We start from the raw sequence: 13,112 nt of genomic DNA on the forward strand, positions 1-13,112 counted from the left end.
CTACGGTCAGTAACCACCGATTACGGTTTGACGACGGTTCGATTCCGTTGATCGGCGTTACGGCGGCCAGAGCGGTGAGGTTCCTCCCGTACCCATCCCGAACACGGAAGATAAGCTCACCTGCGTATCGCGGAGTACTGGAGTGCGCGAGCCTCTGGGAAATGCGATTCGCCGCCTTCACTCATACTCGGCGGTCCCCTCGGGATCGCCACGCACATTACCCACGGAGCCACAGCGTTGGCTCTGTGGGTTTTTTGCATGTTGAACACACGAACGCACGAACAGCATCGCGGCCATCATGGCTGCATAACGTGCGGTTTAGCGGTACCAAATACTTTTGGAGCGGGACTTATTCAGGTATGGCAGAAAGCCCGTAGTATGACAGTATCAGCGCTCTCCCTGGATACGATATACGGGATGCTATCGGAGTCTCGCCGTCGTTACGTTCTGTACTACTTCCTAGAGAACGATCATGCGAATATCGAATCCCTCTCTCTGCAAATCGCTGCCTGGAGTCAGGACGTAACTGTCGATGCGATCACGGAGGAGATGAAGGAATCAGTGACGACGTCGCTGATTCACAGTCATCTCCCGAAACTCGAGGACCACGGCCTCATCGAGTACGACGGACGAACTGGTGACGTGATCGTCGCCGATGGGTTCGACGAGATTCGGACGACGATCAGCCGCGCCCGAGCAGCAGAAGAGGAAGTCGAAGTGACCGGCTCCTCCATCGAATCGTTCCTGTACAGCGAGCCGCTCACGCAGCCCTCGAACGCGGATAACTGACTGTATTCTCGCCAAAGATCATTCCGTATGAGGGCTAGCGCTCGCAGCTATCCGATCGGAGACTGGAAGCGCCGCCTCCTCGATCGGTCGTCCAACCGTTGGCGCTGTTGCTCTATTGTATTGAAACGGTGTCACCCGGAACACTAACGTCCAGCCTCATCCCGTGGCGGCATGCCGCGTCGGCTGGCTAACCCTCGTGCCGGGCGGAAGAGCTTCGCGCTCTTCGGTCGGGTGGGCGACGCCCACCGAATCACTGTCGCGTGCCCGGGTTCGCCGTGCTGTCATCGCACCCGAATGGGTTTGCTCGGACGGGGACTGAAGGCACGCACCCGAACTAGGTGCGTCCGCGGTTTAACCCTTTCAGTGCTCGGCAGCGTCGACCGGGTGCCGACCGTCACTCACGAAGGATCGGGTGCCGTCGCTCGCTCGCCTTCGTTGTCTTCGAGCCACTCGTCGTACACCTCGGGGTCGACGACGACGACGTCGGCGTCCATTCGGGAGTGACCGGCCCCACAGAACTCCGTACAGACCGCATCGTAGAGGCCGGTCTCGTAGGCGACAGTTCTGACACGCGTAAACTCGCTCGGGAACGCATCCTGTTTGATACCGAGTTCGGGGATGAACAGCGCGTGAATAACTTCGTCGGCGGTCAGCCACAGTGTCACGTCCTCGTCGGCCGGTATCACGATCTCGTCTCGAGTCGTCACATTATGTTCGGAATGCGTCGCTTCCCAGCCCCACTGGTAGCCCCGGACGACAACCTCCTCGTCGTCGGTTTCGGGGAGGTCCTCGAGCGACTCGATCTCGTCGTCGACGATGTCCCCGTCGCCGGTGAGGTCACCGGGCTGTGAGGGTGAGACGTAGGGGCTGACGAGGACGCTGTAGCCGGCGATACCGACGAACAGCAGGATGATCGCCGTCGCGGCGGTCCAGGTGATCTCGAGGGCGGGATCCTCCGCGGTCGGTTTGGGATCGTCGTTGTCGTGGAACTTGACCGCCGCGTAGACGAGGATCATGAGGACGAACAGCGTCAGCGGCAGGGCGACGTAGAGGAGTTGGGCCTCGAGCCCGTCGATGAGTTCGCGGTTTTCGGACTGTGCGGCGACCGTTCCCGAGAGCGCCAGCACTCCGGCGACTCCACCCGCCGCGAGCGCGAGACCGCTTCGTCGACGACCCATTGCAGTGGGGTTCTACGACGGCCGTGTTATACGGCCTGCATCGATGACTGAAGTGTCTCGAGCTCGTGACGTTCTTCGAGCCGGTACTCCGGCGGATCGCGACTGTTAGTGTCCGTGAGAGTCGTCGAATCGTGGAGTGGCCTTATTGGAGTCGGTGATGAGAAGTCGGCTATGCAGGCCGGCGACCACGGCGGTCAGAGCGTTGCCACTGGGGGAGGCGAGCGACGATGAGTCGGGCGCTCGTGCAGGTGTCGCTGTTCGCGCTCGTGGCCGTCGGCTGTCTCCTCACGCTGTTGGCAGCGCGACGCCTCAGAGCGGATCCCTCACCCGATGGCGGCTACGGAGCGATCACTGAGCGCGAGTTCACGCTTGACGAAGCGAAGGCGGTGATCGTCCATTGGACGACAACGACGAATCATCGCGAGATCGGATTACTCTACATCGCATTCGGGACCGTCGCTGCGGTGTGGGGCGGGATCGACGCGATGATGCTGCGAACGCATCTCCTGACTCCAGCTGCGGACATTTGGACGGAGCAGACGTACAACGAACTGTTCACGATGCACGGGCTGACGATGCTGATATTCTTCGTTGCCCCCGTCTTCTTTGGCCTCGGGAACTACTTCCTCCCGCTGTTGCTCGGCGCCGACGATATGGCGTTCCCGCGGCTCAACGCCGTCGGCTTCTGGCTGTTGCCGCCGGCGCTCTTGCTGTCGCGACTGGGGATCATCGCGGAGGTGACGGGGAAGTCACTCGCGGTGGTCGTGCCCGAGTCGTGGCTGTCGTTCCTGTTCGCATTACGGGAACCGGCGATCGGGTGGACCATGTACGCACCCCTGTCGTCCACCTCGCCCGATCCGCAGATCAACTTCCTGTTACTCGGGCTCCACCTGAGTGGCATCGCTACCACGATCGCGGCGATCAACTTCATCACGACGGTCATCTACGAGCGCGACGAGGCGATCGGCTGGGCGAACCTCGATATCTTCTCCTGGACCATGCTCGTCACGAGCGCGATCGCACTCTTTGCGTTCCCGCTGCTGGGGACGGCCCTCCTGATGCTCCTGTTGGATCGGAACTTCGGAACGACGTTCTTCGCGACAGAAGGGGGCGGACCGATCCTCTGGCAACATCTGTTTTGGTTCTGGGGTCATCCCGAGGTGTACATCATCTTCCTGCCCGCGACGGGGCTAATGAGCTTGATTCTCCCCAAATTCGTCGGTCGGAAGCTGTTCGGCTTCAAGTTCATCGTCTACTCGACGATCGCGATCGGGGTCCTCTCCTTCGGCGTTTGGGCCCACCACATGTTCACGACCGGGATCGATCCCCGAATCCGAGCGAGTTTCATGGCGACGTCCATCGCCATCGCCGTTCCGAGCGCGATCAAGGTGTTCAACTGGATCACGACGATGTGGAACGGGAACGTCAAACTCGCGGCCCCCACCATCCTCTGTGTCGGCTCGATCGGACTCTTCATCGTCGGCGGCGTCACCGGTATCTTCCTCGCCGTGATCCCCGTCGACATCATCTACCACGGCACCTACTACGTCGTCGGTCACTTCCACCTCATCGTGATGGGGATCATCCCCCTGATGATGTTCGCCGCGAGCTACTACTGGTATCCGTTACTGACGGGACGACTCTACGACCGCAGACTGGCGCTGTTCCAGTCCTCGCTGCTCGTCGCCGGCTCCGCGCTCACGTTCATGACGTTGATGGCGCTGGGTTTTCTCGAACTGCCGCGGCGCTATGCGACCTACCCCGCCGACTTCCAGTGGCTGCAGGTCGTCGCCACCGTCGGTTCGTATATCATCGGGCTGAGCGTCCTGCTCTGGTTCTACAACATGATCTGGTCGTACTTCCACGGCGAACGGGTCGAGACCGCGGATCCGTGGGACCTCAAGTCGACCAACCAGTTCACCCCGGAGTGGCAGTGGTTCGAGCGGAAACTCGAGCGCGAGCGCGGAATCCCGCCGTCCGAACCCGAGGAGGTGCGCCGATCCTACGTACCCGCCCAAGAGGGGAAGCCGCCGTCGCTGTACGGGCGGATCAAGCCGGTCGCGCGGACGGTCGCGAACGACGCGGGGTCGGGTGCCGTCGGCGGCCTCGTCGGCACCCTCCTCATGTCGCTCGTGCTCGCGGTGGCGGTGGTCATCGGCGTGTTCGACCTCGAGTCGTTCGCCGGTCTCGCGGTGCTCGTCGGCCTCCCGGCGAGCGTCACCCTCGGCTATGGTGTGTTCCTCGCGGGCGGGATGCTCACCTGGCCGCTGCTCTTCCTCGCGCTCGGCGAGTATCTCCCCGGTGAGCTCTCGTTCGTCACGGGGCTGTGGTTCTCGACGGTCATCGCCTCGGGCTTCGCCATCGCGTTCCACACCGATCAGGTTGGACTCGAACTCGTCGGCTACCTCGTGTTCGTCCTGCTGGCCCACTGGATCTACGGGCTAGGGCTCGCGGGGACGGTCGAGTATCTAGGTGGTCGTCACCGGACACCATCGGAGGACCGACGATGAGCGATGACGACGGCGGGCCGTCGGATCGATCGGAGGACGGCGGGAGTGATATGGAGAACGGAGCGGAGCCAGCGGAGGATCCGCCGGCGACCGGCAAGCCGACGGAATCCGAGGAGTCGTACCTCCTAACGTACGCCGCCCCCTTCCTCGGCGTGCTCCTGATCGCCTCCGGAATCCCGATCGCGCTCGTCGGCGGCTACGTCGTCATGCAGGACACGCTCGGTCTCTGCGGCGATCCGGACATCGAGATCCGGGCCCTTGAGGACGGCGACCGACCCGCCTCTACCGTCGACGAGCTCGAGTACGACGAGCTGTCGGAGACCGAACAGCGAGCGCTTCGGGAGGCGATCGACAGTCCGCTCGAGGAGGCGACGGTCGACGGCGCGGGGCTGGAGAACGAGGCGGCGTTGCTTGAGGGCGTGGTCATCGAGGTCGACGGCCAGGAGTACTACGTGCGCATCGCGTCGTTGAACTCCTGTCTCGAGGCCGAGCCGTTGCTGTTCCCGATCGGTTCGGTGGCGATTCTGGTGGGGATCGCTGGCGTGTTGACGCCGCCAATCTACCGCAAGATGGCCGGCTTCGAGGAGCGAATTCAGCGGGATCGATGACGATAGCGAGCGTCTCTGAACTCGAGACCGGTTGGAACGGTGAGTTGGCTGCTGGCGTGGCAATCCCGTGGTTTTCGAAGGGGAAAGCATGCTGCTCCCACTGGCAACGACGATGGCCACATCCTCTCCAACCGATTTCTCCCCACGCTCCGGGCTGTTACTGCTGATCCGTCCGGCACCGATGGATAGCCTCGACCGTCAAATCAACCGGGATGACCAACCACGATTCCCACCGGGGGTTTTACCCGCTGGCGCTGGTACGGCCCACTCGACCGAGGTGAGCCCAGTGGGTGAATACGAGGAGGACGAGAAGCGACGGGCCGCGGCGAAGTGCGAGCGCTGCGGCGAGATCGGAATCGTTCAGATCTGGCCCGACGGCCAGCGCAAACCGCTCGGTCAGTCGGCGTTCTGTGACTGTTCCGATCCGCCGCTCCGCGTGCTCGAGGAGAATCTCGACGCGGGCGACGACCTGTCGTGAGTTCGCGGTAGCGCTCCGTTCAGTAACTCTTCAGAGCGTGCCCCCGACGTAGAGGACGATCACGAGGAACACCCAGACGAGATCGACGAAGTGCCAGTACAGCGAGACGGTCGCGACGGAGGTGTCTCGCTCGGGCCCGTAGTGGCCTTGCAATCCCCGCCAGAACACCACGGCGATGCCGCCGACGCCGAGTGCGACGTGCAGTCCGTGGAGTCCGGTCAGTGCGAAGAAGCCGCTGCCGAAGACGCCGCTGCCGAGGGTAAAGCCCTCGTGAATAATGAACTCGTAGTACTCGAGGGCCTGTCCGCCGAGGAAGATCACGCCGAGTGCGAGGGTCGCTCCGAGCAGCCCCAGAAACCGCCGTCGATTGTCGTCGTGCAACGCTTCGTGAGCGTAGTGGATGGTGACGCTGCTGGCGATTAGGATCAGCGTGTTGACCAACACGAGCGACGTCAACAGCGGAGGGAGCGTCTCCGGCGGCCAGGCGCCCAGCCGGACGAAGAAGTAGTAGACGAACAGCGCGCCGAACGTCGAGACGTCGGTCACGAGAAAGAGCACCGTCGTCGACACGTACGACTCTCGCGACTTCGTCTGCCCGGCACGCTCTCGAGCGGGTGCCAGAAACGCCTCGTCGACCCAGCCCGCCACCCCGGCCAACAGGACGATGGTCCCCACGACGGCGAGTCCGATGCCGAGAAGCGGCGGTACGACGCCGGCCGCGGCTCCCAGCAGGTAGATCGCGACGCCGCCGTAGAGCCCCCCGGCTCCGAGTCCGGTGACGAGCGGCCAGCGGCTGCGGTGTTCGTGCTCGTCGTGGTCGCCGTGATCGCTCGGCTCGTATGGGCTGTCCGGGCCGACGGGGCCGTCGGGATCGGTGAGCTCTCCCTGATCGTCTCGCGCGTGGCCGGCGCCGTCCGCTCGAGTCGCTGCCGTCTCGGACGGCTCGTCGTCCCGACCGGCCGAGCCGTCGAACGGAGCACTCATACGTTTGGCCTCCACCTCGAGTGGGAAAAAGGATACCCGCTTACAGGACGGTCGGTCGTCGGTACAGTACCGTACAGCTCGGATATCCGGCCCGAACCGGTTCCGGGAAGCGTGTGCGTACGGTCTCCCCACGGTGACGGCGAATTTGTATCGGGTCGTCAGACCTTTGTAGTACTGTGACATGGTACCGAGTGTACCGGTATGAAACCGTGCCAACACTGTCAGGCGGTCATCGACGAGTACCTCTTGGATAAACAACTCGAACCCCTGCGCGGACTCACGGTCGACGACTTCAACATCTGCGCCGACTGCACGACCATCGTTTCTGACTCGTGCGTGGAGTGTAGCGGTGCGGTCTACGTCCCTCGGGGCGACACTGCCACACCCGACTACTGTCCGGCGTGCCGAGCCGATCACATCGAACGGACGGGGCAGGATCCCGGCTGGACCCTCGATACCGCGTCCACCTGAACGGATCGTCCGTCCTTCCTCATTGATTCCGTCGCGCGTTCTCGCGCTCAGCGCAGTCCACGTCGACCGTCAGACCCGGCGGTTCGGACACAGTCGCGAAACATCATTTGGAGGGACAGTCGGGCCGACGAGTTCGCCACGTGCTGAACGAACTCGAGTCGAAAACCGAGGCTCAGTAGAAGTAGTCGTCTTCTTTCAGCTGGACGTAGCCGCCGTTGCGGTAGGCGTACTTCCGTCGCTTGTAGGCGAGCATGATCTTCGAGGCACCGAGGCCGGCCGAGTAGCTCCGTCTGATCAGGTTGCCGCCGGAAGCCCCCTGTTGCATGTCGGTGATGGTATCGAACGCCCAATCCCAGTCGTCGGGCTCGTAGTCTTTGACGATATCTGCGAAGGCGACGTTCCGGAGGATCTCGTCGCCGATCGCGCGCTTCCAGACGTCGTTGTAGCTCTCGAGCGAGTCCGTCGCGGCCAGTCGGCCGGCGATCTTCCCCGTTCGGACGGCGACGTGGTAGCCGCCCTCGTGGAACGCCGAGGTCGTCCCCATCGCGCCGCCGGCGACGGCGATGTTCGCGCCGACGGGCGACTCGATCGGTCGCGTCGAGGAGATGGGATACGTCTCGGTCCCCTTCGACTTCCCGCGGTCCTCGACGATCGGGATCTCTTCCTCGATATCGTACTCGTCGCCGTACTCCTGTTCGAGCAGGCGACGGATGTACTCCGAGCCGGAGGGTAGTCGGTCGTCGTCCGGACGAAGAAGTTTGTACGCGCCCGGGTTCGTCACGTCCTCGAGTTCCATCCCGATGGGCATCGTCAGGCCGACGCGGGCGACCGTGCCGTCGTTGGGGAACACCCACGGGTAGGCGGTCTCGCCGGGCATGTAGCCCCACCAGAACTTGAGGGTGTCCTCGAACTCCTCGAACAGCTCGGGGGGAAACTCTCGATACTCCTGGTAGGCGATGTGGTTGGCCGTCGGCGGCGAGAGGTGGTCCGAGACGCTGCGGCCGGGGGCCGTGAACTGGTCCAGCGCGTCGAGGGTGATCCGTCGCTGCGGGCCGTCGGCGAGGACGACGTACTGGGCCTCGAGCTGGTCGCCGTCGGCGAGGGTCAGCGTGTGAACGGGCCCCTTCGCGCTGTCTGCGCGCAGGTCCGTCTCGAGGTCTTTGATGCCCGTTCCGACCCGAAGGTCGGCCCCGGCGTCTTCGGCGCGCTCGTAGAGCCAGTCGTCCATCCGTGCGCGGTGGAAGGTGTAGCCGAACTTCGGGTAGCTGGCTTCCATCCCGGTCGTCCGTAGCTCGACGCGGCTGTTCGGACCGACGAACTCGGTCGCCTCGAGCTCCCGATGGATGACCTCGTCGGGAATCTCCCGGTAGTCGAAGTCCATGATGTCGATCCAGTAGTCGAGCATGCCGGCGGCGTCGGTCGAGTCGGGGCCGAGTCCGTCGCGGTCCTCCCGCGGGACGCCCTGTTCGAAGAGGACGGTCTCGGCACCGTGTGCCGCGGCCCGCTCGGCCGCGGATGCCCCAGCGGGGCCGCCACCGACGATCGCGACGTCTACGCGTTCCATACTCCGTTGGAACTCAGTGGCCCATTATTAAATTGCCTGAACGTCTCGGTGAGGGGAACCGATCTCGAGGGCGACGATGGGCTGTTCGGCGCGGGTCGGCGAACCGTGTATGCGGCCCGCGTTACTTGCAGTGGTCCCTCGAGACCCGTTCCGGGAGACGAACGCTTTTGCTCGCACCGACCGACGCCACGGACATGAGTGACACTGACGAACCGGATGTTCTCGTCCTCCGGACCGGAACCCACGGAATGCCGGTCGAACAGTACGTCGCCGCGATCCGCGAGCGATTGCCGGAGCAGACGGTCGAACTCGCGCGCACGCCCGGCGCAGAACGTGATCGAATCGAAGATGTCCGGTTCGTCACCGGGATGACCCTCGACGAGGACCTCCTCGAGGCCGCCGAAAACCTCGAGGTCTTCGCCTGTGCCTACGCGGGGACGGGCCACCTTCCACTCGAGCAACTCGAAGAGCGCAACGTCGCGGTCACGAACGCCTCGGGCGTGCACGGTCCGAACATCGGGGAGCACGTCCTCGGCGCAATTCTCCGATACACGCGCCGGTTCCACGTCGGCGCGCGCCGACAGGAGCGCCGGGAGTGGCGCCACTACCAGGCCTACGAGTTGCAGGGATCGACGGTAACGATCGTGGGCCTCGGCGCGATCGGGGAGGCCGTCGCGGAACGGCTCGAGCCGTTCGGCGTCGAGACGATCGGCGTGCGGTACTCCCCCGAGAAGGGCGGGCCGACGGACGAGGTGATCGGTTTCGAGGACGACGCGTTCGACGACGCGCTTGCGCGGACGGACTACCTCGTGCTCGCGTGTCCGCTCACCGACACCACTCGCGGGCTGATCGGCCACGACGAGTTCGTGACGATGGATCCCGATGCGGTGCTCGTCAACGTCGCCCGTGGCCCGGTCGTCGACACCGACGCGCTCGTGGCGGCGCTGCGCTCGAGTTGGATCCGCGGCGCCTCACTGGACGTCACCGACCCCGAACCGCTCCCCGAGGAACATCCGCTATGGACGCTCGAGAACGTACAGATCACGCCCCACAACGCGGGCCACACCCCCGAGTACTACGAGCGACTCGCTGATATCGTCGCGGAAAACGCCCGACGGTTCGGCGAGGACCCGGAGACGGAGCTCCGGAATCAGGTGCGTCCCTGAGCCGGCCGTCGGCCGACTCCCTCGACTGCAGTTTTTTCAGTGACCGGCTCGAATCTCGGGTATGGCGCTGTCACCGACTCCGACTGTCGATCCGACGATCGTTCGTAATCGAGCGACGCAGAGCGCGGAGGCGTCCCGATGACGCTCGCCTTCGACGGCACGGTCGTCGTCCCGGCGGCGGATCCGGACGACGGCGAGCGGACGGCTGCGGCGCTCGCTCCGCATCTGACACCGACCAGTACGGTCATCGCGGTCAACGTGATCGAAAAGTCGGGCGGCGGGATCGACAAGGCGCCCATGGAACAGCGAGAGGAGTACGCCGACGAAATCTTCGAGCGAATCCGGCGCGCGCTCGAGACGACCGACGCGACGGTCGAGACGGACGTCCTCTACGGGACCGATATCGTCGAGCGAATCTTCGCCGAAGCGAAGGAGAGAGACGCCGACGCCGTCGTCTTCACGGCACGGGAGGGGAACCGACTAGCGGAACTCCTCACCGGCGACGTTGCACGACGGATGGTCAAGGAAGCGTCCGTCCCGGTCGTCGCGCTGCCACAGACGGACGCCTGAGTTTTCGGTGAGCGCGAGATCGCCCGGAGAACTCGTTTCAGGCGAAGACGGTCTGAGAATCGATCCGCGCTCCGAGAACGTGTCGGAGACCCACGACTAGCCCGTGATCCGGTCCACTGGCCCAGATCGCCGTCTCTTCGATCTGCCCCGGACGGGTTCGGTCTGCGACCGCAGCGAGGAGAACGGACCGACGATCGACCATGACGATCCGACCGAGGCGCTTGACGTTCAGCGAGGCGGGGTCGTCCGCGAGGTCCGTGACTACGACGGTGGTCTCCGGTGTGACATCCTGTACTCGTGCTTCGACCTCCTCGGAAGAGACTTCGATCCGCGTATCGACACCGCGCTCGCTCGCCGCGGCGAGCTGCTCGAGAAACTGTCGATCGAGCGCGCTCTCGTCGGCGAGAAGCGCGTACACCTCCTCAGTCGCTTCCTCGAGAAAGCGTCCGACCTGATCGGTGACGTGATCGTGATCGGTGATCGCCCACGCTCCGCCCTCCTCCAAGTCGTCTCCAGCCTTTGAACGACGGAGTTCCGAGAGGGCGTCGTCGGCCGCCTCGAGCGTCGTGTTGTACCGTTCTTTCAGCGATTCGAGCGCGGCCGCCTTCGAAATCGCCCGGTACTCGCGCGGCTCGGACTGCTGGATGTCGACCAGTCCACGCCGGTGCAACCGGTCGACCGCGTCGTACACCCGCGAGCGCGGCACGTCCGAGAGGGTGGCGACCTCCGACGCCGTCGCCGTCGAGACGCGCGAAAGCGCGACGAAACAGCGAGCCTCGTATTCCGTGAGTCCCAGTTCGACTAGGAGCTGTACCGCCTGCTCCTCAGTAGGCATCGTTCCATGCATTTTTCGGCTGACTACTGGACGTGGTGCTTGCAGCCGCCACGCTACTCGGTAGTTGTCTCCAGTCGAGCGAGTAGATCGGCACCCGTCTCCCGCACAGAAACGGTGTTCGCCTCGAGGTCGAACTCGACGACGTCGGCGGCGGCGAGTTTCGGCACGTGGTGGTGTCGGAGTGAAATCCGGACCCGTCGACGAGTTCCCAACAGCGCGTCGCCACAACCCGCGATCGCGCCGCGAGCCCAACCTTGCTCCTCGAGGGCGACGTGGTCCGCTAGCTCGTTCAGCGAGACCGGTTCGTCGGTGTCGTCCAGATACTCGAGGACGGCTCGGCGGCGCCGATCGGCGAGCAGGTCGAACGCTCGCCCCGTCTCGTCGGCGGACCCCGTCGACGCAGTCGCGGAAACCGGTGTCAGGGATTCGGGATCGGAGATCACGGGAAGCATACGCTCCGTTGGGTCCATCCCTACTTGTGGGCCCTGCCAAACCACGCAGGGTCTGTGACGAAGAAATTACTAAAACCCGAGTGAAAACGACTTAGAGGTAGCCGTTCTCGAGCAGCAGTTCGCCGTTCAGTACGCTTGCGCCCGCCGCACCGCGGATGGTGTTGTGCGCGAGACAGTTGTACTGCAGTCCGAAGGCGGACTCGCGGAGCCCGCCCGCAGCGATGGCCATGCCGTCGCCGAGCGTGCGGTCCATCCGCGGCTGCGGACGGTCGGGCTCCTCGAAGACGTGGATGAGCGGGTCGGGCGAGGAGCGAAGGTCGAGCGACGGGTACTCCCGCATGGCCTCGGCGGCCGCGTCGGGGGTCAGCTCGTCTTCAGTTTCGACCCAGACGTTCTCGAGGTGGCCGTCGATCGTCGGGATGCGGTTACAGGAGGCCGCGACCTCCATCTCGTTGTGGCTCAGTTCGGCGCCGTCGAAGCTGCCGAGGAGCTTTCGGGACTCCGTCTCGAGTTTGTCCTCCTCGCTACCGATGTAGGGGATGGCGTTGTCGATGATCTCCATCGAGCTGACGCCGTCGTAGCCCGCGCCGGAGACGGCCTGGAGGGTCGCGACGTGGACCGTCTCGAGACCGAACTCCGCCAGCGCGGCGAGCGTGGGAACGAAGGTGATCGTCGAGCAGTTCGGATTCTTGACCATCGCGCCGTCCCAGCCGCGCTCGTCGCGCTGGACCTCGAGCAGGTCGAGGTGGTCGGCGTTGACTTCGGGGATGACCAGCGGGATGTCGTCGTCCATCCGGCCGTTCGAGGAGTTCGACGAGACGACGTAACCATCCTCACAGAAGCCGGGCTCGACCTCGGCCCCGATGCTCGAGGGGAGCGACGAGAAGATGAGGTCGACGTCGTCCGGCACCTCGCCGGGGTCGGTTTCGACGACGGTCATCTCCGCGACGTCCGCCGGAATGGGGCTGTCGACGCGCCACTTCGCGGCCTGCCGGTAGCTCTTCCCGGCGCTGGATTCGCTCGCGGTCAGTGCGGCGATCTCGAACTCCGGGTGGGGGTCGAGAAGCTGAATCAGACGCTGTCCGACGGCACCGGTCGCACCGAGGAGGCCAACTCGTACTGCCATTTTCCCGGACTCCGAGTTGTGTGCGCAAAACCGTTTGGGTTTCCGTCGCACAGCAACTGTCAGCGAGAGACGAACACCCCGTCGTGTCCGCTACGATTCGATCGTATCGGTCACCATTGCCGTCGCTCACGACGATAGGAACTCGAGGACAAAAGCGAGCTTACGCGGTGGCCGTCTGGGCGCTTTTCTTCCGGGTGACGTAGCCGGCGATGCGGTTGCGGACGCCCTTGGACTCGACGTTGGTGAGCTTCGTGACGCTGTCTTTGTTCTGTTCGAAGTCGGTCGTGAACGCCTCCGGGTAGCGCTCCAGGAGGAGGTTCCCGGTCTTCTTGACATAGGCCGGTTTGATTGCCATGGAGGAAGGTTCCGTCCAGAGGCTCT

Annotated in this window: 14 protein-coding genes and 1 rRNA gene; 8 read left to right on the forward strand and 7 right to left on the reverse strand. The window is 64.2% G+C overall.

The genetic code is table 11. The features are described 5' to 3' along the window. The first annotated feature begins 58 nt into the window (after positions 1-58). A 5S ribosomal RNA gene (gene rrf / locus ACSFDB_RS11340) occupies positions 59-180 on the forward strand. Between the two features lie 237 nt (positions 181-417). Next, positions 418-789 (forward strand): DUF7344 domain-containing protein, encoded by a 372-nt coding sequence (locus ACSFDB_RS11345; protein ID WP_440771843.1) that lies wholly within the window; start codon positions 418-420, stop codon positions 787-789. Between the two features lie 398 nt (positions 790-1,187). Here the strand turns inward: ACSFDB_RS11345 and coxB are convergent, their stop codons facing one another. Continuing rightward, positions 1,188-1,967, reverse strand: a complete 780-nt coding sequence (gene coxB / locus ACSFDB_RS11350; protein ID WP_440771106.1) for a cytochrome c oxidase subunit II — start codon at positions 1,965-1,967, stop codon at positions 1,188-1,190. 227 nt (positions 1,968-2,194) lie between these two features. Here coxB and ACSFDB_RS11355 point away from each other — a divergent pair, with 227 nt between their 5' ends. From ACSFDB_RS11355 to ACSFDB_RS11365, 3 genes are all read left to right on the forward strand, one after another. Continuing rightward, a complete protein-coding gene (locus ACSFDB_RS11355) occupies positions 2,195-4,477 on the forward strand; it encodes a DUF6789 family protein (RefSeq protein WP_440771107.1) in 2,283 nt (760 codons plus the stop codon). After that, positions 4,474-5,085: a DUF7979 domain-containing protein gene (locus ACSFDB_RS11360; protein WP_440771108.1), complete on the forward strand. Its 612-nt coding sequence runs from the start codon at positions 4,474-4,476 to the stop codon at positions 5,083-5,085. The genes ACSFDB_RS11355 and ACSFDB_RS11360 overlap by 4 nt, the downstream gene beginning before the upstream one ends. Positions 5,086-5,371: 286 nt before the next feature. After that, on the forward strand, positions 5,372-5,563 hold the full coding sequence (locus ACSFDB_RS11365) for a hypothetical protein (protein ID WP_440771109.1): 192 nt from the start codon (positions 5,372-5,374) through the stop codon (positions 5,561-5,563). Positions 5,564-5,593: 30 nt separating this feature from the next. On the opposite strand, the gene ACSFDB_RS11370 is transcribed toward ACSFDB_RS11365, so the two are convergent. After that, entirely contained in the window at positions 5,594-6,547 is a 954-nt protein-coding gene (locus tag ACSFDB_RS11370; RefSeq protein WP_440771110.1) for a cytochrome c oxidase subunit 3, read from the reverse strand. A 201-nt stretch (positions 6,548-6,748) separates the two neighbouring features. Between ACSFDB_RS11370 and ACSFDB_RS11375 the strand changes: the two genes are divergently transcribed. Continuing rightward, entirely contained in the window at positions 6,749-7,018 is a 270-nt protein-coding gene (locus ACSFDB_RS11375) for a DUF7571 family protein (protein WP_440771111.1), read from the forward strand. A 172-nt stretch (positions 7,019-7,190) separates the two neighbouring features. On the opposite strand, the gene ACSFDB_RS11380 is transcribed toward ACSFDB_RS11375, so the two are convergent. Further along, complete coding sequence (locus tag ACSFDB_RS11380) at positions 7,191-8,582, reverse strand: NAD(P)/FAD-dependent oxidoreductase (RefSeq protein WP_440771112.1); 1,392 nt, start codon at positions 8,580-8,582, stop codon at positions 7,191-7,193. Between the two features lie 194 nt (positions 8,583-8,776). Between ACSFDB_RS11380 and ACSFDB_RS11385 the strand changes: the two genes are divergently transcribed. Further along, a complete protein-coding gene (locus ACSFDB_RS11385; protein WP_440771113.1) occupies positions 8,777-9,748 on the forward strand; it encodes a D-2-hydroxyacid dehydrogenase in 972 nt (323 codons plus the stop codon). A gap of 138 nt (positions 9,749-9,886) precedes the next feature. Beyond that, positions 9,887-10,318 (forward strand): universal stress protein, encoded by a 432-nt coding sequence (locus tag ACSFDB_RS11390; protein ID WP_440771114.1) that lies wholly within the window; start codon positions 9,887-9,889, stop codon positions 10,316-10,318. A gap of 37 nt (positions 10,319-10,355) precedes the next feature. On the opposite strand, the gene ACSFDB_RS11395 is transcribed toward ACSFDB_RS11390, so the two are convergent. From ACSFDB_RS11395 to ACSFDB_RS11410, 4 genes are all read right to left on the reverse strand, one after another. Further along, positions 10,356-11,153, reverse strand: a complete 798-nt coding sequence (locus ACSFDB_RS11395; protein ID WP_440771115.1) for a TrmB family transcriptional regulator — start codon at positions 11,151-11,153, stop codon at positions 10,356-10,358. A 53-nt stretch (positions 11,154-11,206) separates the two neighbouring features. Beyond that, positions 11,207-11,605: a DUF7344 domain-containing protein gene (locus tag ACSFDB_RS11400; protein ID WP_440771116.1), complete on the reverse strand. Its 399-nt coding sequence runs from the start codon at positions 11,603-11,605 to the stop codon at positions 11,207-11,209. 91 nt (positions 11,606-11,696) lie between these two features. Then, positions 11,697-12,731, reverse strand: a complete 1,035-nt coding sequence (asd, locus tag ACSFDB_RS11405; protein WP_440771117.1) for an aspartate-semialdehyde dehydrogenase — start codon at positions 12,729-12,731, stop codon at positions 11,697-11,699. Between the two features lie 160 nt (positions 12,732-12,891). Beyond that, complete coding sequence (locus tag ACSFDB_RS11410; RefSeq protein ID WP_006087882.1) at positions 12,892-13,086, reverse strand: 30S ribosomal protein S17e; 195 nt, start codon at positions 13,084-13,086, stop codon at positions 12,892-12,894. Positions 13,087-13,112 lie beyond the last annotated feature (26 nt).

Origin of the sequence: Natronorubrum amylolyticum (assembly GCF_052040145.1) — an archaeon.
GTDB lineage: Archaea > Halobacteriota > Halobacteria > Halobacteriales > Natrialbaceae > Natronorubrum.

Excerpts from the sequence above, each read along its gene's own strand:
- ACSFDB_RS11345 (WP_440771843.1), top strand. The coding sequence starts at position 418 with ATGCTATCGGAGTCTCGCCGTCGTTACGTTCTGTACTACTTCCTAGAG.
- coxB (WP_440771106.1), bottom strand. The coding sequence starts at position 1,967 with ATGGGTCGTCGACGAAGCGGTCTCGCGCTCGCGGCGGGTGGAGTCGCC.
- ACSFDB_RS11355 (WP_440771107.1), top strand. The coding sequence starts at position 2,195 with ATGAGTCGGGCGCTCGTGCAGGTGTCGCTGTTCGCGCTCGTGGCCGTC.
- ACSFDB_RS11360 (WP_440771108.1), top strand. The coding sequence starts at position 4,474 with ATGAGCGATGACGACGGCGGGCCGTCGGATCGATCGGAGGACGGCGGG.
- ACSFDB_RS11370 (WP_440771110.1), bottom strand. The coding sequence starts at position 6,547 with ATGAGTGCTCCGTTCGACGGCTCGGCCGGTCGGGACGACGAGCCGTCC.
- ACSFDB_RS11375 (WP_440771111.1), top strand. The coding sequence starts at position 6,749 with ATGAAACCGTGCCAACACTGTCAGGCGGTCATCGACGAGTACCTCTTG.
- ACSFDB_RS11380 (WP_440771112.1), bottom strand. The coding sequence starts at position 8,582 with ATGGAACGCGTAGACGTCGCGATCGTCGGTGGCGGCCCCGCTGGGGCA.
- ACSFDB_RS11385 (WP_440771113.1), top strand. The coding sequence starts at position 8,777 with ATGAGTGACACTGACGAACCGGATGTTCTCGTCCTCCGGACCGGAACC.
- ACSFDB_RS11390 (WP_440771114.1), top strand. The coding sequence starts at position 9,887 with ATGACGCTCGCCTTCGACGGCACGGTCGTCGTCCCGGCGGCGGATCCG.
- ACSFDB_RS11395 (WP_440771115.1), bottom strand. The coding sequence starts at position 11,153 with ATGCCTACTGAGGAGCAGGCGGTACAGCTCCTAGTCGAACTGGGACTC.
- ACSFDB_RS11400 (WP_440771116.1), bottom strand. The coding sequence starts at position 11,605 with ATGCTTCCCGTGATCTCCGATCCCGAATCCCTGACACCGGTTTCCGCG.
- asd (WP_440771117.1), bottom strand. The coding sequence starts at position 12,731 with ATGGCAGTACGAGTTGGCCTCCTCGGTGCGACCGGTGCCGTCGGACAG.
- ACSFDB_RS11410 (WP_006087882.1), bottom strand. The coding sequence starts at position 13,086 with ATGGCAATCAAACCGGCCTATGTCAAGAAGACCGGGAACCTCCTCCTG.